This window comes from Arthrobacter sp. H14 (genome assembly GCF_000520495.1).
Taxonomy (GTDB): Bacteria; Actinomycetota; Actinomycetes; order Actinomycetales; family Micrococcaceae; genus Arthrobacter_C.
In genome coordinates, this window is sequence record NZ_KI914633.1 from 53,928 (window position 1) to 73,115 (window position 19,188).

Consider the following 19,188-nt stretch of genomic DNA (forward strand, 5'->3'; position numbering starts at 1 on the left):
CCAGCGCTTGCTCGACGGCGGCCTCAGCAGAGTGCTTTATATCGACGTCGATGCCCATCACGGCGATGGCACCGAGAGTATCTTCTGGGATGACCCACGGGTAATAACCATCTCGCTGCACGAGACAGGCATGCGGCTGTTTCCCGGGACCGGTTTCGCCAATGAGATCGGCGGACCGGACGCGCAGGGAACGGCGGTGAATGTGGCACTGCCGGCCTCCACCGGCGCCCGCCGGGACCGTGCCAGCGGCTTCTGTATCTACAATGACGCCGCCGCCGCAATCCAGCGCTTGCTCGACGGCGGCCTCAGCAGAGTGCTTTATATCGACGTCGATGCCCATCACGGCGATGGCACCGAGAGTATCTTCTGGGATGACCCACGGGTAATAACCATCTCGCTGCACGAGACAGGCATGCGGCTGTTTCCCGGGACCGGTTTCGCCAATGAGATCGGCGGACCGGACGCGCAGGGAACGGCGGTGAATGTGGCACTGCCGGCCTCCACCGGCGACGGCGGGTGGCTGCGCGCCTTCCACGCCGTCGTGCCGCAGCTCGCCGAAGCGTTCGCCCCGGAAGCGATTGTCAGCCAGCACGGCTGTGACGGTCATTTCCTTGACCCGCTCAGTCATTTAGGCATCAGCGTGGATGCGCAGCGGCAGGCAGCCATCAGCATCCGCGGCCTTGCGGAACAGTATTGCGAAGGCCGCTGGCTGGCCACCGGGGGAGGAGGGTACAGCCTCACGAATGTCGTTCCCCGCGCCTGGAGCCATCTGGTCGCAGTTGCCACCGGTGCCCCGGTTTCATTGGCTGCTCCTGTGCCGGAGGCGTGGCGCGAGTATGTGGAGGCTCGTTACGGCGTCACTGCCCCACTGCTGATGGGCGACGACGTCGACCTCTGGTGGCGTTCCTGGGAGGTCGGTTACGACCCTAACGACGACGTGGACCGGACGGTCATGGCAACCCGTAAGGAAGTCTTTCCGCTCTACGGACTCGACCCGTGGTTCGATTGAGCGGCGCCGCTATGAATAACGATTGGGGAGATATTCCGTCTTTGTTCCGCCGTGGAGGGATGCCATGGCGGTTATATATGGCTAGGGTAATGGAATGGTGATTGATGATGTCTTTGCCGTCATCGCCGAATCAACGCGCCGCGGGATTCTGACGTCGCTGCGCACCGGTGATAAGGCAGTCGGGGAACTCGTGGAGGAAATGGGCGTTAGTCAACCCACTGTTTCCAAGCACTTAAAAGTCTTGCGCGACGCCGGTCTGGTCAGCATGCGCGCCGAGGGTCAAAAGCGGTATTACGCTTTGGAGCCCGGCCCGTTGGCCACGGTCGCCACGTGGCTGGCCTGGTTCGACGTCGCGCCTTCCGGGGGAGCAGCCGCACCAGCCGCACCAGCCTCTTCCAATGGTGCGTCAGCGGAACAACCCGCCGTACCGACTGCCGTTGCCGCAGATTACGTATCTGCCGACGGGCACGCGCCCCAACCATTCCAGCGCAGCGTCGGCCGGGCTGCCGGTCGCGCCGCGGACTTGTTTTCCAGCCTTCCCAAGCTTCGCCGCCGTAAAGATGGCTGACGCAGGGCGGCCGTAACGAATAAAGTCACCGGACGGCGCTGGCCCTATAGTTGCAATAGTTTGAACTGAACCTACCGGTCCTGGAGGGCCGCAGCGTACCTAGCAGGAGGCGAAAATGGATACACGGTTGGAAAGTGTGCGGGAGATTGTGCTGGAGCGCAATCCCGGAGAGAACGAATTCCACCAGGCCGTCGCCGAGGTTTTCTCGAGCCTCGTTCCCGTGCTCGACAAGCACCCGGAATTCGCCGACGCATCCATCCTGGAACGGATCTGCGAGCCTGAACGTCAAATCATTTTCCGGGTTCCGTGGGTCGATGACTCAGGCCAGGTGCAAATCAACCGCGGCTTCCGCGTGGAGTTCAACTCGGCGCTTGGCCCGTACAAGGGCGGCCTGCGCTTCCACCCATCGGTCTACCTCGGCATCATTAAGTTCCTTGGGTTCGAGCAGATTTTCAAGAATGCCCTGACCGGGATGCCGATCGGCGGAGGCAAGGGCGGCGCCGACTTTGATCCGCGCGGCCGCAGCGACGGCGAGATCATGCGTTTCTGCCAGTCCTTTATGACGGAGCTGTACCGCCACATCGGCGAATACACCGACGTGCCGGCAGGCGATATCGGCGTCGGGGGCCGTGAGATCGGCTACCTGTTTGGCCAGTACAAGCGGATTACCAATCGTTACGAGTCCGGTGTGCTGACCGGCAAAGGCGTTACGTGGGGTGGTTCCCTGGTCCGGCCGGAGGCCACTGGCTACGGCACGGTCCTCTTCACGCAGGAAATGCTGCGGACCCGGAACCAGACCTTTGACGGCCAGCGGGTTGCTGTGTCAGGGGCGGGTAATGTGGCCATTCACGCCATCGCAAAGTCCCAGGCGCTTGGTGCGTCGGTAGTCACTTGTTCCGACTCGTCCGGCTACGTGGTCGACGAGGACGGAATCGACGTCGAACTCCTGCAGCAGATCAAGGAAGTTGAGCGCGGCCGTATTAGTGACTACGCGGAACGCCGTGGTGGCTCCGTAAAGTTTGTTGAGGGCGGCTCCGTCTGGGATGTCGACGTCACAGTGGCACTGCCCTGCGCTACCCAAAACGAGCTTGACGAGGCGGATGCCGCCAAGCTGGTCAAGTCCGGACTGGTCGCGGTCGCAGAGGGGGCGAACATGCCCTGCACCAGCAAGGCAGCGGACATCTTCCACGACGCCGGCGTGCTGTTTGGACCTGGTAAGGCGGCAAATGCGGGCGGTGTGGCGACATCTGCACTTGAGATGCAGCAGAACGCCAGCCGGGACGCATGGACGTTCGAATACACCGAGGAGCGCCTGACGGATATCATGGTTGGCATCCACGACCGGTGCGCTGCGACAGCTGATGAGTACGGTAAGCCGGGAAATTACGTGGTCGGCGCGAATATCAGCGGGTTCGTGAAAGTCGCGGACGCGATGCTGGCCCAAGGCGTCATCTAAGTCCGGCCGGGTGGTATTACTCACTACGTCCTACCTCTAGCCGCGGTACACTGCGGGTGGTACAAACCACCCGACTTTCGCTTATTCACGAGTAACCTCTAGAGTGTGTGTTTACGACACGGTGAACGCACGGATCTCGTATGCGGTGTCCGAGGAATCATTTTGGAGCAAAGGACTAACGGAGATGGCAGAGGAGCAAAACTTCTCAGACGTGCGATTCTTGACTGTATCGGAAGTAGCCCAGCTTATGCGGGTGTCCAAGATGACCGTCTACCGTCTCGTTCATTCCGGTGAAATGCCGGCTGTTCAGTTCGGCCGCTCCTACCGGGTGCCCGAGTCGGCCGTCACCGACTATGTCAAGGAAGCCCGGGTCGAGGGACAGTCAGACACGGCGTAGCAATCCGGACCGCAGGCGAAGGAACTGTGCTCCCACGGCACAGGAAATTGCTACGTTCTGCTGCACCCGCTGGGACGCGGTACCCTGTTAAAGAACGTTTTACGTCATCGTAGGAATCTCGTGGCATAGTGCCGCGAGTACAGAACGAAAAGTTTGTGAGGACTCATGGGTTCAGTCATTAAGAAGCGCCGCAAGCGTATGGCAAAGAAGAAGCACCGCAAGCTGCTTCGCAAGACCCGCCACCAGCGCCGCAACAAAAAGTAGGCGCCCGAGGGCCAGCCGCCCGCCATTTCGATGGCGGGCGTTGTTGCTTAACGCCGCCGGTATTTATCCAGGCTCTTCCATGCCCCGTAGACGATACCCGCGCCGGTCGCGGTCCGCAGGCCAAGTGTGGCGGCCCTCCGGCCACTGCGGAAGTCATAAACCGGCCAATTGTTGTCCCGGGCGTGCCGGCGCAACCTGGTGTCCGGGTTGATGGCCACCGGATGGCCCACGACCGACAGTAGCGGGATGTCATTGAACGAGTCGCTGTAGGCCCAGCAGTCCTCCAGATTGAGGCCTTCAACGTCCGCCAGGGCCGTCACTGCCACGGCCTTGGCGGGACCGTGCAGGAAGTCGCCGACCAGTTTTCCGGTGTAAAGACCGTCGGTGATTTCTCCGACTGTTCCCAGCGCGCCGGTCAGGCCGAGTCGCTGCGCAATGACACGGGCCACCTCGATCGGCGTGCCCGTCACCAACCACACCTTGCGGCCGGCTTTGACATGCTGGCCGGCCAAAGCGCGGGTCCCCGGCCAAATCCGGGAGACGATCATCTCGTCGTAGACTTCCTCGCCCAGGATCTCGATATCCTTGGCGGCAATCCCGGTTGCGAAGGCCAGGGCGGACTCCCTGATGGAGTGAACATCATTCATGTTCTCGCCGCGGACGCTGAACATGATCTGTTTCCATGCGAAACCCGCGACGTCCCGCATCCGGAAGGCCCTGCGTTGATACATCTTCCGTGCGACGTGGAAGAGGCTTGCGCCGCGCATCATGGTGTTGTCGACGTCGAAAAAAGCAGCCCCGGCCTGCTGTGCGGAGGGAGCCGGGTTTTCCGCGGCATTCTCCAAGGCTGATTCGGGCATACCCACGAGTCTAATCACTGCCGCGGGTGCGTGCCGCGGCCGCTATGAGCGTTTCCAGTGTTTCCGCAATAGCCGGTAGTTTGGGCATATGCCCGAATCCAAGCACCGGTTATCACTTTTGACCAGGCCTCAGTGCCACCTGTGCGACGCGGCACGCGATACGGTCCGCCGGGTGGCAGCGGATCTGGAGGTGGACTGGGAGGAAGTCTCCATCGCGGGAGACGAAACCTTGTCAGAGCAGTACGGCGAGGAAATCCCGGTGTTGCTGATCGATGGCGTGCAGCGGGACTTCTGGCAGATCGACGAGGTCCGGCTGCGCAGGCTTCTGAGCAGCTAATGGAGCATGCTTCCGGATAACGCCATGCGAAGTCCCGACTTTGTGGCAGGTCAGCCGCGGCCTAAAGTGGAAATACCTGCCGCGCATATCAACCGTGGCAGGGGCAGGCGCCTCAACCGGGTGCCGGCGACATGAGCTATGGAGCGATACCGGTGACTTCGCAGGACACATCTTCACGGCCGCGGCCTGAACCCGTCCCGGTTCCCGCACGCGAAATCCCGCCTGCTTCACTCGCCCGGCTGACCCTGTATCTCCGGGCACTTAACAACCTGCTGGCCGACGGCGTCGAACGGGTTTCTTCTGAAGAGCTGGCCGGAGCGGCGGGTGTAAATTCCTCCATCCTGCGCAAGGACCTGTCGTATCTGGGCTCCTATGGCACCAGGGGCGTGGGCTACGACGTGCAATACCTATACCGGCAGATTTCCGCAGCGCTGGGGCTGAACCAGGATTGGCGGGTCGCGATTGTCGGTGCAGGTAACCTCGGCCGCGCCCTCGCCGGTTACACCGGGTTTGAGTCCCGGGGGTTCGAAGTCGTAGCCCTGTTCGATGCGGATCAGATGGTGGTCGGCAGTGAGGTCGGGTGGCTGCGGGTCAGCCACGCCAACGACCTGGAAGCGGTTATCCGGCGGACCCGGGCCAACATGGTAGTGCTGGCCGTGCCGGCCTCGGTGGCGCAGGAATTATGCGACCGCGTGGTGGCGTCGGGCGTTAGCAGCATTCTGAATTTCGCGCCGGTTGTACTTCAGGTTCCGGATAACGTCCAGGTCCGGAAAGTGGACATGGCCACTGAACTGCAGATTCTGGCCTACCACGCACAACGGGCGCAGCATCCGGAAATCGAACCCGGATCCTCCGCCCGCACTGCGAACTAATCCACTGAGGAGCTACTGGCCGTAACCGCTGTACTTTTGAGCCTTGACGGCATTGAAGTAGTTGCTGGACGCCGGCATGAACAGCAGTACGACGGCGGCAATGCCCAGGAGCACGGCAATCCACGTCAGGACTCCGGATCCGATGAGGGTCAGCACAGACAGCGCCGCGAGCACAGTGGCCGTGATCCGTGCCCAGTTTTTGCCCTTGCGCACCATGAAGGCGATGAGCAGATAGAGCCCAATGCCGATCAGCGCGAAAACAACCGTCAGGGTGCCGACGAGGCCGACCAAGGCTTCAGTGTCGATCGGGACTTCGCCGCCCTGCTGACCCATGATGGATTCGAACTGGTCCATCGTCTCCGGCGATCCCAGAGTGGTCAGACTGACTATTGCGCTGATGGCCGTCACGATTGCGGCACCAATGATCAGCCAGAAAGCCAGGTCGACTTCCTTGGGCCGCGACACCGGCCCGGGCTGCTGGAACTGTGCCTGACCGCCCGGATAGCCGTAACCACTTGGCTGGGCTGACTGGTAACCGTATGGGGACTGCGGCTGGCCCGCCGGGTTCTGGTGTTCCAGCGGCGGCTGTGAACCTGCGACGGACTGGCCCGGCCGTGGCTGGCCGTAACCGGGAGCGTTCTCGCCATACTGCGGCTGGTTGTGCTGCGGACGGTCCCATGGCGACTGCTGCGGATCACCCGTGGGCTGTCCGGAGCCGTAATCCGGGGCGGCCGGCTGCTGTGGATCCGGATCCTGTCCCTGCCGGCCCTGATCGCCGTACGGATCTTTGTCCGGGTCCCGCGGTTGGTTCGGGTCCTGCGGAGGGTTGCTCATGGTTTCGTCCTATCGTCTGAGACTGTTTTTAGAAGCACCTTGCCAGGTAGTGCCCAGGCCACGGCAAGGTCTGGTTCAACCCTACCGCTCAGCCGTGCGGTACCGGCAGATATCCGGCGCAAGGTGCCCCGATCCGCCCGCCGGCCCCACGGCGGAGTCAGCGACGCACGGGTGGGTAGCGGTTGAACCACGGGCGGGCGTTGCGGGACCACATCAGGATGGTCGCGATCACGGCAATGATTGGTCCGAGGAGGTTGAAGCCGAAGTTCCCGCTTAACATGTTGACGACGATGCCCGCGGCAGACAGGCTCGCCAATACCGTCAGGACCATGCGCGCCCATGCAGCGCCCTCTTTCATTCTCAGGGCGAAGTATATGTACAGACCCGCGAAGAGAAGGGCGAACAGCAACCCAATGATGCCGACCCCCAAGGGGGTGGACGGGCTGATGAGGATAAAAGCCGCCGCGACGATGGACAGGAACGCGCCGATCACCCACAGCAGGTACGACATCTTGACGTCCTGGGGGATGCCCTCGGTATTGACCAGCCGTTGCGTCAGGCTGGGTTTCGGGTTGTCTGAAGTGCTCATACCTAAAACTCTAGCCCGGCAGAGGCGTCGTTAATAGATGAAAGCGGCCGCCCGGCCCGGATCCGAAAGGAAACAGGCCGGACGGCCGCTCAACGCGCCGTAGCGGTGATTACTCGCTGGGAGCCACGAAGGCAACATCGAGGTTGATGGTCACCTTGTCGCCGACGAGGACGCCGCCCGTTTCGAGGGCAGCATTCCAGGTCAGACCGAAGTCCTTGCGGTTGATAACGGTGCTGCCGGAGAAGCCTGCACGGGTTGCGCCGAAGGGGTCCACGGCAACGCCGTTGAACTCGGTCTCAAAAATAACGGGCTTGGTAGTGTCCCGAATGGTGAGGTCACCGGTGACCTTGTAGGTCTCGCCGGAGCCTGAGACGTCGGTGGCGACGAAGGTCATCTCCGGGTACTTCTCGGCGTCAAAGAAGTCCTCGCCCTTGACGTGGGCATCGCGGTTGGCGTCTTTGGAGCTGAAGCTCGCAATCTTCGCGGTGGCCTTGATCCGCGAGCGGTCAAGAGTCTCGCCGACCTCAAGGAAGGCGTCGACGTCGTCGAAGTGTCCACGGACCTTGCTGATGCCGGCGTGGCGGACGGTGAAGCCAACCTCGCTGTGCGATCCATCGAGGGTCCAGGTTCCTGTGGTCAGACCGGTGGGGACAGACATAGTTTTCTCCTTTTGAAGCTGCATATTTTTCAAGGTGGGCGATGATGGCCAAGCGGTGCGCCGGCGTCGTTCTCATTGCCTTCACAGGGTAAAAGCATGCATTTGCATCTTTTATTCCACCTTGCCTGAATTATTTATCGTCGAAGTTGGTGATTAGTTCGACATCTGAAGGTGGCACAGCGCCTGCGGTTCGTGAATAGGTGCGAACTTTGAGAAACTGGAAGGCATGTCCCGCGCCATCGTTCACATGCTCCGCCACGGCGAAGTCCACAACCCCGACCGGTTGCTGTACGGACGCCTTCCCGAGTTCCACCTTTCCGAGTTGGGCCGCAAGATGGCCGAACGCGCCGCGGACGAGTTCAAGAAGCGCGCTGATGCCGGCTCCGACATCGTTTACATCGTTTCGTCCCCATTGACCCGTGCGCAGGAAACGGCGGCGCCGACGGCGGAGATGCTCGGCCTGGGCGTGGTGACCGACGACCGTATTATCGAAGCGAAGAACCGGTTCGAAGGCATCGCGGTCACCCGGGCGGAACTGCGCCACACCAAACATTGGCGGCACCTGGTCAATCCGATGAAACCGTCCTGGGGCGAGCCCTATAAGGACCAGGTTGAACGAGTGATGGAAGCTGTTGAGGAAGCGCGCGCCCGCGCGGTTGAACTTGGCGGCGACGGCGCCGAAGCGGTGATGGTCAGCCACCAGCTTCCGATCTGGGTGACCCGCCGGGCTGCGGAAAAGCGCAGGCTGTGGCACGATCCGCGGCGCCGCACGTGCGCGCTGGCGTCCATAACGTCGTTGACTTTCGACGACGAAACAATTGTCGACGTCGACTACAGTGAGCCGGCGGCCGACCTCCTCCCAGGTGCTGCAAATATTCCGGGAGCATAATGCTTGTACTACGCGTTGTAGAATTGACAGCACTGCAGCGATGAAAGCGACGAAAGACGCCGTGAGAATGCCTGATCCACAGCACAAACGCCCGGGTAAGGGCCGCCTTGCCGCGCGCCTGGCCGCCGTCGTCCTGGCGCTTTCCCTGCCGTTGACCGCCTGCACTGCGGAGGACCCGCTGGCCCAGCAGGCCGCGGCCGGGGACAACAAGAACTACATAGCCGGCGACGGGTCCGTTACCGAATACGCACCGGAAACGCGGGGTGAACCAGTCGAGCTGGAGGCCGAGCTGTATAACGGCACCAAGGTCAACTCGAACGACTGGAAGGGCGAGGTCACCGTCCTGAACTTCTGGTACGCCGCATGTGCGCCATGCCGGCTGGAAGCGCCGGACTTGAAGGCCCTGTACAAAAAACACAAGGACGACGGCGCGCAGTTCTTCGGCGTCAACCTCCGTGACAGCAAGGCCACCGCTCAGGCATTCGAGCGGAACTTCGGCATCAAATACCCCAGCATCAACGACCAGGATGGGGGAGTGCTGCTGGCGATGACCGAATATGTGCCGCCGCAGGCCGTGCCCACAACGATCGTGCTGGACAAGCAGGGCCGGGTTGCCGCCAGGATTCTTGGCGTTGCCGACAAGAGCACTCTGGACACCCTGATCACTGACGCGTTGGCTGCCTAAGAGTGAATCCGGCCACCCTCTCTGCTGCCCTGACCGGTATATCGGTTCCTGCGGCGGCCAATCCGTTCGCCGAGACCGTGCTCGGCGGATCAATGCTCCTCGCCGTTCCGGTGGCGTTGCTGGCGGGTCTTGTCTCCTTTGCCTCGCCCTGTGTGCTGCCGCTTGTGCCCGGTTACCTGGGCTACGTCAGCGGGCTGACCGGCGTCGACCTTGAGCAGCAGAAACGTGGACGGATGCTGGCCGGAATCGGGCTGTTTGTCCTTGGCTTCTCCGCCGTGTTCGTGTTGATCGGCGCCATTTTCGGGCAGCTTGGGGCCTGGCTGCAGAGTTCAGACCAGGCGTGGGTTACGCAGGTGCTCGGTGTGCTGGTCATCCTGATGGGCGTCGTTTTCATGGGCGGTCTGTCCTGGTTCCAGCAGGAGGCAAAAGTCCGTTCCAAGGCACCGGCCGGCCTGTGGGGTGCCCCGCTGCTGGGTATCACCTTTGGACTTGGCTGGGCGCCGTGTATTGGGCCGACACTCTCCGCCGTCCAGGCACTCGCTTTCTCGGATGGTGCCGGTGCCGCCCGGGGCGCCTTCCTGACCTTTATCTACTGCCTCGGGCTGGGCGTGCCGTTCCTGCTGATTGCACTGGGTGTGCGCCGCGGGATGGGCGCCTTGGACTTCTTCCGTCGGCACCGGCTCACCTTGCAGCGCTTCGGCGGCGGGCTGCTGATTGTCCTCGGTCTCCTGATGGTGACCGGGTTGTGGGGGGCCTGGGTCTCGCAGCTGCAGGACTGGTTTGCCAATGAAGTAAGGTTGCCGATCTGATGAGCAAGTCTGTTCAGGACGAAGAGATGAAGAGCGGTGCCCACGCCGCCGGCGCCGAAGGTGCAGGCAGCAACGGCGGTGGCGGTTCCGCCGGCGGTGGCAAGGGCCGCGGCAACGGCGGAGGTAAAGGCGGCAATAACGACGTCGTCCTTCCTGCTCTTGGTTTCTTCGGCACGATCCGTTTTGTCTGGCGTCAGCTGACGAGCATGCGCACGGCCCTGTTCCTGCTCCTGCTGCTGGCGGTGGCCGCGGTCCCGGGTTCCCTCTTCCCGCAGCGGCCGGCCAACCCCTCCGTCGTTACCCAGTACATCGAAGACAACCCCGTATCCGGTCCGTGGCTGGACCGTTTCCAGCTGTTCGATGTGTATTCCTCCGTCTGGTTCTCGGCAATTTACTTGCTGCTGTTCATCTCGTTGATCGGCTGCGTGATTCCGCGCACGGCGCAGCATGCGAAGGCGATGCGTTCGCAGCCGCCGCGCACCCCGCGGAGGCTCTCCAGGCTGCCGCACTACGGAGCGCTGGCCATTCCAGCGGATGCCGGGGTCACGGCGTCGTCCGCTGTTCAAGACGCTGCGGCGATACTGAAGAAGCGCGGTTACCGGGTCGATACGCGGGATCTCGGCGGCGGCCGGCCGTCCGTCGGTGCCGAGCGGGGCTTCATGAAGGAAGTCGGGAACCTGCTCTTCCACACCGCGCTGATCGGGGTGCTGCTCTCGGTCGCGATCGGCGGGCTGTTTGGATACAGCGGGCAGAAGATCATCGTCGAGGGCGAGACCTTCGTTAATACCTTGGTCGGTTATGACTCGTTCGAACCGGGTGCGAATTTCGATAAGGGGCAGCTGGACCCGTACTCGCTCCGGCTCGACGATTTCAACGTCGAGTTCGAGCGGCAGTCGGAGGCTAACTACGGCCAGCCGCTGAGTTTTACGGCGAAGATGACCACTACGCCCGCTCCCGGCGCCGAGCCGGAGAAGCAGGTCCTCAAGGTCAATGAACCGCTCACCGTCGGCGGCACCAGCGTCTACCTCGTCGGCAATGGTTACGCCCCGGTCGTCACCGTGCGCGGTGGGAATGGCAATATCGCTTACCAGGGTCCGGTGGTCTCGGTTCCCAGCGACGGCGCATACACCTCCAGCATCGTGATCAAGGCGCCGGATGCGAAGCCCTCGCAGCTGGGCTTCGTCGGGCTGTTCCTCCCGACCGCCGTCGTCGGCGAGGACGGACGAACCATCGCGAGCGATCCTGATCCGCTCAACCCGCAGCTGCTGCTCGACTCCTACTACGGCGATCTCGGCCTCGACGGCGGGGACCCGAAGAACGTTTACGCGCTGGATGTGTCGGAGCTCAATCAGCTCAACGGCCGGCAGCTCGACTCGGGCGGGATCGTCCTGCGGGCCAACGAAACGTACGAGCTGCCCGAAGGCAAGGGCTCGATTTCCTTCGACGGGCTGAAGCGGTACGTCGCCCTGGATATTCATCATGACCCGGCCAAGCTTGCCGCTCTGATCACCTCATCGCTGGCGCTGCTCGGCCTGATCATGTCGTTGTTCATTGGACGCCGGCGTGCCTGGGTCCGCGCTGGTACCCACGAGGATGGGCGCACAATGGTGGAATACGGTCTGCTGGCCCGCGGTGAGGATTACAGGCTCGAGGGCGAGCAAAAAACGCTGCGGAGCCAGTTCGATAAGAAGTGGCTGGCTCAGACCATACCGGAGAGTACCGGCGAACCGGCTGGAAATGTCGGGCGACAACACGATGTACGTGAGGAAAAGTAATGGGAATCAACGAAGCCCTCGGCGAATACAGCGATCTGTTCATGCTGTTGGCTGCGCTGACTTACCTGGTCGCGTTCCTTGGATTCGCGTGGGACATGGCGAGCAGCAGCAAGACGCTCAAGGCCATTGACCAGCGTGCGGCCGCCCAACGTGCCGCTGCGGGATCCGGTGACGCCACGGCTGCCGGCAATGCTCAGGAAGGCACGACGGCGAAGGTTCCCGCCATGGCCGCTGGTTCAGGCGATAGCGAGCCCCGGTACGAGGGACTGACCGGACCGGCCGACCGCCTGGCGCGGATCGGATCCGGCAGGGGAGCTGGAGTAACCGACACGGTGGCCGGCGACTCGATGGAATATACCAAGGAACGCCGCATCGGCGCCCGGATCGGCGTTGCCGTCACGATCCTCGCGTTCGTGGTGCATCTGGCCGCCGTCCTCAGCCGCGGAATAGCTGCAGGCCGGGTGCCTTGGGGCAACATGTACGAGTTCTGCACGACCGGTGCATTGGTGGTGGCGGGGATCTTCCTGCTGACGCTGACCCGCCGGGATCTGCGGTTCCTGGGAACGTTCGTGCTCGGCCTGGTGCTGATCATGCTTTGTGCCGCGACCATCGGTTTCCCCACCCCTGTCGGGAACCTCGTTCCGGCACTGCAGAGTTACTGGCTGATCATTCACGTTTCGGTGGCGGTCACTGCTTCCGCGCTGTTTACGCTGACCTTCTCGATGTCCGTTCTGCAGCTGATGCAGGCCCGCCGTGAAGCCGCCCTGGCCGCCGGGGAAACACCCGGAATGGATTTCATGCGGCGCGTCCCGGCGTCGCTGAGCCTGGAAAACCTTGCCTACCGGATCAATGCCGTGGCATTCGTGCTGTGGACGTTCACGCTCATGGCGGGAGCTATCTGGGCCGAAGAGGCCTGGGGGCGGTACTGGGGCTGGGACACCAAGGAAGTATGGACGTTTGTCATTTGGGTGGTCTTCGCCGGGTACCTGCACGCGCGGGCAACGCGGGGCTGGACCGGTACGCGTGCGGCATGGCTGTGCATCGTCGGCTACCTGTGCATCATCTTCAACTTCGCCATCGTCAACGTATTCTTCTCCGGGCTGCACTCCTACTCCGGAATCTAGCGCCGCGCGGTCTGTGACCGCGCTGGTAGCCCGTGATAGCTCCTGGTCGGTCTGACAGCCCTGCCCCCGCCTCATCGAACTATTTAGGACTGAGTGGGCCCCAATGGTTGTTCTGATGCCGCAAAACAACCATTAGTGTCCATTCAATTGACGTTGGTGGCCAATCATCCTGGTAGGCCGGGATTTCATTTGCGCTAGGCCGCCGGGTGCTGCACCCAGCCGCGGTCCAGCAATGCCCTGCGGGTTTTCGTCACTGCTGATGGTTCACCGTTCCCGAGAGGCTTCAGGTCGAGTTGGCTGTACTTCAGAACGAGCCAATCGAGTTCTGCGGCCCGATCATCCCGCAGAATGTCGGATCTGCGCTGCATTTCTGTGATGTGATGGCCGCCATCGTACTGCATGGCTATCCTCAGACTCTGGTAGCTCATGTCCGGATCCTGTACCCACTCACCCCGTTCATCCAGAATCGCCACATTGATGGACGGTTCCGGCAATCCCGCTCGGACCAGGAGCAGCCGCAGTTCGGTCTCTTTCGCGGAGTCGGTGCGGTGGCGAATCCATCCAAGCGCCGCACGGGAGGACACTATGCCTTTGCGGTCTCCCCATATGTCCGACCTGGTTCCTTAAGGCGTCCATGGTGCTGAGCGGATTCCGCCGGCGGACGAGGTAATCTCCGGCAATGATCAACTCGTCCAAGGTGAGCAAGGACGCAAGATCGACCCACGTCCGCTCCGGCGAGGTGGCCGTAAACAACCGTCCCTGTACGGTATCGCCAGGCCTTAGCTGTACCCGGTGGCCCTGGGCACCGCGACGCCTGCAACCTCGGCTTCCGTCGCCGAAGCTGAGATGGATGACGTCATCCTGCTCGATGCTCAAGGGCAACGGGCCCCCCAGAGCAGGGCCGCTGTCGTATGGCTTACGACGGCGTTCGGCGCCGCAATAGCGTAGGCATGCGCTCTCGATTTCACATCTTCGGCAACGCCAATCGGAAGGCGGACCCCATTCGTGGGATTGAGGAGGTCATCGGCCCTGGTTCTCTGGCGCTGGACACCGAGTCGCGCGGCCTCGGCAGTGGAAAATGGCCCGAAGACGAGTCCGCGGATCAGGCAAAGGGCCGAGGGGAAGGGAACGCTATTTGGTGTCTTTACCGTCTTCGTCGAAGCGCGTCTCGCGGTTCTTCAGTTCCGTTTCGCGGGCCTTCAGCTCGGCTTCCTTCTGCTGCTGCCGACGTCGGGTTTCCAGATTGCGGAGGAAGTTCGGGTCGTCATCGGGCGCAGTGGGGTGGCGCCGGGCTTGTTCGGGCGGCGAATAGTGTTTGGGCCGGCCGAGGAAGAACCAGAGCAGGGCCCCGAGCAACGGCAGCAGAATGATGATGGCGATCCACGCGGACTTGGGTACACCGCGGACATGTTTGGAATCCGCCGTGATGCAGTCGATCGCGGCATAGACGATCAGTGCGATCAGAAAGATGGCTAGTATTACGCGCGGCATGTACCCATTCTAATCGAGATGTGAGCTCCCACGTACGCTTCTACCGTGTAGGTCCGGAGGAGCCGAAGCGGCTAAACTTGAGGCGTGGCATTCTTCAAGTACACCGCAGTCCGGCTCGGAATTACCGCAGCAGTGCTGGTCCTGTGTCTATGGCTGGGACTCGGCTGGATTTTCTCCGCAATAGTCGCGGTGATCATTGCGTTCTGCATCAGCTTCCTGTTCCTGACCAAGATGCGCGATGAGGCGGCCGCGTCCATCCAATACCGGTTCAGCGGGAGCGCCCCGCCCATCCGGACGGCGACGGAACGCAAGGATGCTGAGGCCGAGGATTCGTTTTCGGCGGCCAACCCTGTTTACCGTCCCGAAGCCCCGCCCCGCAGGCGGGACCAGGACTCCAGCACCAGCGCGTAGCGGCTGCCGGAACGCGCCCGGGCGCCGGGACGCCGTGAGCAGGACTCAGACACCCGGAGTCAGGCGAGCACTACTGACAGCACCAGCCCAAGGCTGAACAGCGCGCTGTAGGCGAGGTTGATCATTCCGGTCTGCTTGAGCACTGGAATCAGGCTCTTGCGCCGCTTGCCCTTGAGCATCAGCCAGCTCGGCATCAAGCAGATCGGTCCGGCCAGCAGCACGATCAGAATCCACGGATGGTCTTCCACCAGCACCAATGGCAGGAAGATCGCCAACGCCAGCATCATCACGTAACTGATGCGGGCGGCGTCGTCACCCAACCGGACGGCAAGGGTGCGTTTGCCGGCCTCGATATCGGTGGGAATGTCGCGCACGTTATTAGCCATCAGCAGCGCCGTCGCGATCACCCCGGTGCCGACCGCACCGATGAATGACGGCAGGCTTACCTGTCCCGCCTGGGTATACGTGGTTCCGAGGGTGGCCACCAGACCGAAGAAGACGAAAACGAAGACGTCGCCCAGGCCGAGATAGCCGTACGGATTGGCGCCGCCGGTATAGCCCCATCCGGCGAGCACGCAGGCCACGCCAACCAGCAGCAGCCACCAGGCCTGCGAGAGCACGATCAGGATCAGGCCGGCGACCAGTGCTGCACCGAAACAGGCGAAGGCGGCGGTCTTGACCGCCTTGGCGCTCGCCGTGCCGGAGGCGGTCAGCCGCAGCGGCCCAACCCGGTGGTCGTCGGTTCCGCGGATGCCGTCGGAGTAGTCGTTGGCATAGTTCACGCCGACCTGCATGAGCACGCCGACGAGCAGGGCCAGGATGGCGTTCAGCAGCAGGAAGGATCCCAGCTCGAACGCCGCCGCACTGCCGATCATCACCGGCGCTACCGCCATCGGCAGTGTGCGAAGCCGTGCTCCTTCAATCCATTGACCGGCAGTGGCCACAGTTCATCTCCTCATCCGATCGGCGGAACGACGTTCTATTCTCCCCTATGACCGCGTGCTGATTCCTCCAACATGCGGATCAGCTGCTGCCGATCGGGTTTGCCCGTTGGCAGGGTGGGCAGTTCGGCCACGAATTCGATGACCTTGGGCACAGCTTCGGCTGCGACGTCGCGGCGCACCGCAGCGGAAACGGCGTCCTGATTTGCCGGTGAAGCAACGACGGCGGCAGCCACGACGTGCCCCCATTCGGCACTTTCTATCCCGGCAACGAAAGCAGATTCGACGCCGTCGACCGCTTCAATTGCTTCGCGGACCGAGTTGGCGGAGATTTTCAGCCCACCGGTGATGACGACGTCGTCCATCCGGCCGAGGACCCGCAGCTTGCCGTCGTCGTAAAACTCGCCAAGGTCGTCGGTGATGTACCAGCGGGTCCCGTCTTCCTCACGGAAGTGTGCCCGGGTAAGTTCAGGCTGGTTGAGATAGCCGCTGGCCACAACGTCGCCGCCGAGCCGGATCCGGCCGTCCTCGAGCCTGAGTTTCACCCCGTCAATCGGACGGCCGTTGTAGATGCAGCCGCCGCAGGTTTCGCTCATCCCGTAAGTTGTCACCACCTTGAGGCCTTCGCCGGCCGCGCCCCCGAGCAGATCCGGGCTGGCAGGGCCACCGCCGAGCAGGATGGCGTTGAACCGGCGGAGCGCCGACATCGTGGATGGATCCGGCGAGTCGAGCAGGCGGTGCAGCTGGGTGGGCACGAGGGAAACGTAGCGGTGGTGATCGGTCATTTCCTCGGCCGCATAGGTGAAGGCATCCGTATCGAAGCCGCCGGACATGTCCATCACTGCGGGCTTGGTGCCGGCGTAGAGCGAACGGACCAGGACCTGCAGGCCCGCAACATAATGTACCGGCAGCGCCGACAACCATTGGCCTTCCCCCCGCAGGGTGAAAGCGGTGGCCATTGAGGACGCGGCGAGTGACTCGACGGACAGCATGGTCTGCTTCGGCTGGCCGGTGGAACCGGAAGTGCTGATGATGACGGCGGTGTTCGATGGCGCTCCCGCCGGCTCCTGCCTGGTTTCCGGGGTGGACCCGTTGCTGGAGGTGGGAGCTGATCCGTTGCTGGAACTGTCCGAGAGAGCGGATAACAGGTTGGCCGGCGGCTCGTCCGTGGCGTAGGGGGCGACGACGGGTCCCTCGCCGGCGAGCACCGCGGCCAGCGGCTTGAGCAGGTCGAGCGGATTGAATCCGGCGGGGGTATGGATCGGAAGGATATCCATGTGCGTCGTCCCTGCTTTCTCGGAGATTTAGAAGTAGTGCGGGAAGCGGGACCAGTCCGGGTCCCGCTTTTCCAGGAAGGCTTCCTTGCCCTCAACGGCTTCGTCGGTCATGTATGCCAGCCGGGTCGCCTCTCCGGCGAAGACTTGCTGGCCGGCCAGGCCGTCGTCGGGCAGGTTGAAGGCGAATTTGAGCATCCGGATGGCCTGCGGGGACTGCTTTGCGATATCCGCCGCGTATTCGAGGGCGACCGCCTCGAGGCGTGCGTGTTCGACGACTTCGTTGACCGCGCCCATCCGGTGCATGTCGTCCGCGGAATATTCCCGGGCCAGGAAGAAAATCTCCCGGGCGGCTTTCTGCCCGATCTGCCGCGCGAGCAGGGCCGACCCATACCCCGCGTCGAATGAACCCACGGTGGCGTCGGTCTGCTTGAACTTGCCATATTCCCTGGAGGCGATACTCAGGTCGGCGACTACGTGCAGACTGTGGCCTCCGCCCGCTGCCCAACCATTGACGACGGCGATAACCACCTTGGGCATGGTGCGGATCAGCCGCTGGACTTCCAGAATGTGCAGCCGGCCGGCGCGTGCAGGATCAACCGTTTCCTGCGTCTCGCCCTCCGCGTAGCGGTAGCCGTCACGGCCGCGGATCCGCTGGTCGCCGCCGGAGCAAAATGCCCAGCCGCCGTCCTTGGCACTCGGACCGTTTCCGGTGAGCAGAATCGTGCCGACGTCGGGGGTCATCCTGGCGTGATCGAGTGCCCGATAGAGTTCATCGACTGTCCCGGGCCGGAAGGCGTTACGCACCTCAGGGCGGTTGAAGGCGATGCGGACGGTCGGGAGATCCCGCACGCCGGAAGACATGCCGCCGTCGGACCCGCTGCGTCCGGACCCGCTGCCGTCGGACCCGCCGTCGGCACTCCCGGCTGTTGCCTCCGCAGGGGCTGAGCGGTGGACCTGGCGGTGATAGGTGATGTCCTGGAAGTCCTCAAAGCCGGAAACCACCCGCCAACGCTGCGGATCGAAGATATCTGAAACCTGGGTGGGAAGTTCTGCAGTCACCCGTCGAGTGTATCTGTGCCGGGAAGGAGTTTGTCGGCGCTCCGGCTCAGCCGATGCAGAACTCGTTGCCCTCCGGATCTTTCATCGTGTACCACACATGCGGTCCCTGATTCGCCTGGTACAGGAACGTCGCACCGCGTTGTTCGAGGCCGGCACGCAGTGCGTCCTTGTCCTCGCCGTCGAGGTTAATGTCCAAGTGGATTCTGTTCTTCACCGTCTTGGTCTCCGGGACCGGTTGGAACAGGATCCGCTGCCGGGGCTTCATGCCGACCTGGTCTGTGGGGCAGATGGCCGCGCCGTCCTTCCACACGAGGTGGTCGTTGTGCACCGTGGTGTCCGCCTCCGTTGCGTAGCCCTGCTCGATCATGGACCGGATAAAGGCCTCATCGCTCGGTTCGACCGTCCAACCGAGCGTTTCCGCCCACCAATCGGCCTGGCCATGCGGGTCCACGCAATCCACTGCGACTTGAATGTTGTATGTCATGAATCGAGACTAGAACCGCACGGTGGCCGGGACCAGAGCAATGAGGTCAGTTTCTGTCCTTAGTCGCCCCGGCTGAATAACGCCGGATACCCGTAACCCACATCACGGCGGCGGCGCCGGCTCCAAGGACGATGAGGATCCAGGTCAAGATGGACTTGTCCGGTGCCTGGATCAGGCTGAAGATGATTCCAGTCACGAAGCCGGCGCCGATCAGAGGGCCATAGCGCCAGAACCAGCCGTTGCTGCGCGGTGATTTCGGACGATCGGGTGGTGTGGTCACCGTTACAGCCTATCGGCCGCAGCGGTTTGGGCGGCTGCGCCGGGTGTGGAATTCTGTGCCTAAGTGTTCCAGTTGACCGGGCCGCGCCTGCGTGGGATTCTTTATAGAACGAACGGTCA

General features: G+C 62.7%; 24 protein-coding genes. 13 read left to right on the forward strand and 11 right to left on the reverse strand.

Annotated elements, in window-relative coordinates; genetic code table 11:
• The 5 genes from Y707_RS23500 to Y707_RS29535 form a co-directional block, all read left to right on the forward strand.
• On the forward strand, positions 1-1,009 hold a 1,009-nt coding region (locus tag Y707_RS23500), incomplete at its 5' end, for an arginase family protein (RefSeq protein ID WP_081744616.1).
• A gap of 94 nt (positions 1,010-1,103) precedes the next feature.
• Complete coding sequence (locus tag Y707_RS0104710; RefSeq protein ID WP_026534218.1) at positions 1,104-1,577, forward strand: ArsR/SmtB family transcription factor; 474 nt, start codon at positions 1,104-1,106, stop codon at positions 1,575-1,577.
• 115 nt (positions 1,578-1,692) lie between these two features.
• Positions 1,693-3,033, forward strand: coding sequence for an NADP-specific glutamate dehydrogenase (gdhA, locus tag Y707_RS0104715; RefSeq protein ID WP_026534219.1), 1,341 nt, complete (start codon positions 1,693-1,695; stop codon positions 3,031-3,033).
• 184 nt (positions 3,034-3,217) lie between these two features.
• Complete coding sequence (locus tag Y707_RS0104720) at positions 3,218-3,430, forward strand: helix-turn-helix domain-containing protein (RefSeq protein ID WP_026534220.1); 213 nt, start codon at positions 3,218-3,220, stop codon at positions 3,428-3,430.
• Positions 3,431-3,595: 165 nt separating this feature from the next.
• Positions 3,596-3,694, forward strand: a complete 99-nt coding sequence (locus Y707_RS29535; protein WP_003792170.1) for a 30S ribosomal protein bS22 — start codon at positions 3,596-3,598, stop codon at positions 3,692-3,694.
• Between the two features lie 47 nt (positions 3,695-3,741).
• Here Y707_RS29535 and Y707_RS0104730 read toward each other — a convergent pair whose 3' ends face one another.
• A complete protein-coding gene (locus Y707_RS0104730; RefSeq protein WP_026534221.1) occupies positions 3,742-4,554 on the reverse strand; it encodes an HAD family hydrolase in 813 nt (270 codons plus the stop codon).
• Positions 4,555-4,642: 88 nt separating this feature from the next.
• Here Y707_RS0104730 and Y707_RS0104735 point away from each other — a divergent pair, with 88 nt between their 5' ends.
• Positions 4,643-4,891 (forward strand): glutaredoxin family protein, encoded by a 249-nt coding sequence (locus Y707_RS0104735; RefSeq protein WP_026534222.1) that lies wholly within the window; start codon positions 4,643-4,645, stop codon positions 4,889-4,891.
• Between the two features lie 152 nt (positions 4,892-5,043).
• A complete protein-coding gene (locus Y707_RS0104740) occupies positions 5,044-5,763 on the forward strand; it encodes a redox-sensing transcriptional repressor Rex (RefSeq protein WP_026534223.1) in 720 nt (239 codons plus the stop codon).
• A gap of 12 nt (positions 5,764-5,775) precedes the next feature.
• Here the strand turns inward: Y707_RS0104740 and Y707_RS23505 are convergent, their stop codons facing one another.
• The 3 genes from Y707_RS23505 to Y707_RS0104755 form a co-directional block, all read right to left on the reverse strand.
• Positions 5,776-6,597 carry a hypothetical protein gene (locus Y707_RS23505; RefSeq protein ID WP_035780339.1) on the reverse strand — a complete coding sequence of 274 codons (822 nt, stop codon included), beginning with the start codon at positions 6,595-6,597 and terminating at the stop codon, positions 5,776-5,778.
• Between the two features lie 157 nt (positions 6,598-6,754).
• Complete coding sequence (locus Y707_RS28790; protein WP_051441654.1) at positions 6,755-7,186, reverse strand: hypothetical protein; 432 nt, start codon at positions 7,184-7,186, stop codon at positions 6,755-6,757.
• Positions 7,187-7,295: 109 nt separating this feature from the next.
• Positions 7,296-7,844: a YceI family protein gene (locus tag Y707_RS0104755; protein WP_026534224.1), complete on the reverse strand. Its 549-nt coding sequence runs from the start codon at positions 7,842-7,844 to the stop codon at positions 7,296-7,298.
• Between the two features lie 226 nt (positions 7,845-8,070).
• On the opposite strand from Y707_RS0104755, the gene Y707_RS0104760 reads away from it, so the two are divergent.
• From Y707_RS0104760 to ccsB, 5 genes are all read left to right on the forward strand, one after another.
• Complete coding sequence (locus tag Y707_RS0104760) at positions 8,071-8,733, forward strand: histidine phosphatase family protein (protein WP_026534225.1); 663 nt, start codon at positions 8,071-8,073, stop codon at positions 8,731-8,733.
• A 67-nt stretch (positions 8,734-8,800) separates the two neighbouring features.
• A complete protein-coding gene (locus tag Y707_RS0104765; protein WP_026534226.1) occupies positions 8,801-9,418 on the forward strand; it encodes a TlpA family protein disulfide reductase in 618 nt (205 codons plus the stop codon).
• Positions 9,419-9,510: 92 nt separating this feature from the next.
• Positions 9,511-10,227 carry a cytochrome c biogenesis CcdA family protein gene (locus Y707_RS0104770; protein ID WP_051441659.1) on the forward strand — a complete coding sequence of 239 codons (717 nt, stop codon included), beginning with the start codon at positions 9,511-9,513 and terminating at the stop codon, positions 10,225-10,227.
• A complete protein-coding gene (resB, locus tag Y707_RS23515; RefSeq protein ID WP_051441655.1) occupies positions 10,227-12,002 on the forward strand; it encodes a cytochrome c biogenesis protein ResB in 1,776 nt (591 codons plus the stop codon). The genes Y707_RS0104770 and resB overlap by 1 nt, the downstream gene beginning before the upstream one ends.
• Entirely contained in the window at positions 12,002-13,126 is a 1,125-nt protein-coding gene (ccsB, locus tag Y707_RS0104780) for a c-type cytochrome biogenesis protein CcsB (protein ID WP_026534228.1), read from the forward strand. The genes resB and ccsB overlap by 1 nt, the downstream gene beginning before the upstream one ends.
• Before the next feature lie 194 nt (positions 13,127-13,320).
• On the opposite strand, the gene Y707_RS28795 is transcribed toward ccsB, so the two are convergent.
• Together Y707_RS28795 and Y707_RS23525 are read right to left on the reverse strand one after the other, a co-directional pair.
• The gene (locus tag Y707_RS28795; protein WP_051441656.1) at positions 13,321-13,710 is read right to left on the reverse strand and encodes a putative endonuclease domain-containing protein; all 390 of its coding nucleotides are present in this window, start codon (positions 13,708-13,710) and stop codon (positions 13,321-13,323) included.
• A 547-nt stretch (positions 13,711-14,257) separates the two neighbouring features.
• Positions 14,258-14,617: a PLDc N-terminal domain-containing protein gene (locus Y707_RS23525; RefSeq protein ID WP_035780341.1), complete on the reverse strand. Its 360-nt coding sequence runs from the start codon at positions 14,615-14,617 to the stop codon at positions 14,258-14,260.
• Positions 14,618-14,701: 84 nt separating this feature from the next.
• Here Y707_RS23525 and Y707_RS23530 point away from each other — a divergent pair, with 84 nt between their 5' ends.
• Positions 14,702-15,028, forward strand: coding sequence for a DUF4229 domain-containing protein (locus Y707_RS23530; RefSeq protein WP_051441657.1), 327 nt, complete (start codon positions 14,702-14,704; stop codon positions 15,026-15,028).
• A gap of 59 nt (positions 15,029-15,087) precedes the next feature.
• Here the strand turns inward: Y707_RS23530 and Y707_RS0104800 are convergent, their stop codons facing one another.
• Genes Y707_RS0104800 through Y707_RS0104820 form a run of 5 tightly spaced genes read right to left on the reverse strand, consistent with a single transcriptional unit; the run spans position 15,088 to position 19,069 of the window.
• Positions 15,088-15,972, reverse strand: a complete 885-nt coding sequence (locus Y707_RS0104800) for a 1,4-dihydroxy-2-naphthoate polyprenyltransferase (RefSeq protein WP_026534229.1) — start codon at positions 15,970-15,972, stop codon at positions 15,088-15,090.
• 35 nt (positions 15,973-16,007) lie between these two features.
• A complete protein-coding gene (gene menE / locus Y707_RS0104805; protein ID WP_026534230.1) occupies positions 16,008-17,246 on the reverse strand; it encodes an o-succinylbenzoate--CoA ligase in 1,239 nt (412 codons plus the stop codon).
• 27 nt (positions 17,247-17,273) lie between these two features.
• Complete coding sequence (locus Y707_RS0104810; RefSeq protein WP_026534231.1) at positions 17,274-18,305, reverse strand: 1,4-dihydroxy-2-naphthoyl-CoA synthase; 1,032 nt, start codon at positions 18,303-18,305, stop codon at positions 17,274-17,276.
• Between the two features lie 46 nt (positions 18,306-18,351).
• Complete coding sequence (locus Y707_RS0104815) at positions 18,352-18,789, reverse strand: VOC family protein (RefSeq protein WP_026534232.1); 438 nt, start codon at positions 18,787-18,789, stop codon at positions 18,352-18,354.
• Positions 18,790-18,835: 46 nt separating this feature from the next.
• Positions 18,836-19,069 carry a hypothetical protein gene (locus Y707_RS0104820; protein WP_026534233.1) on the reverse strand — a complete coding sequence of 78 codons (234 nt, stop codon included), beginning with the start codon at positions 19,067-19,069 and terminating at the stop codon, positions 18,836-18,838.
• Between the last annotated feature and the right edge of the window lie 119 nt (positions 19,070-19,188).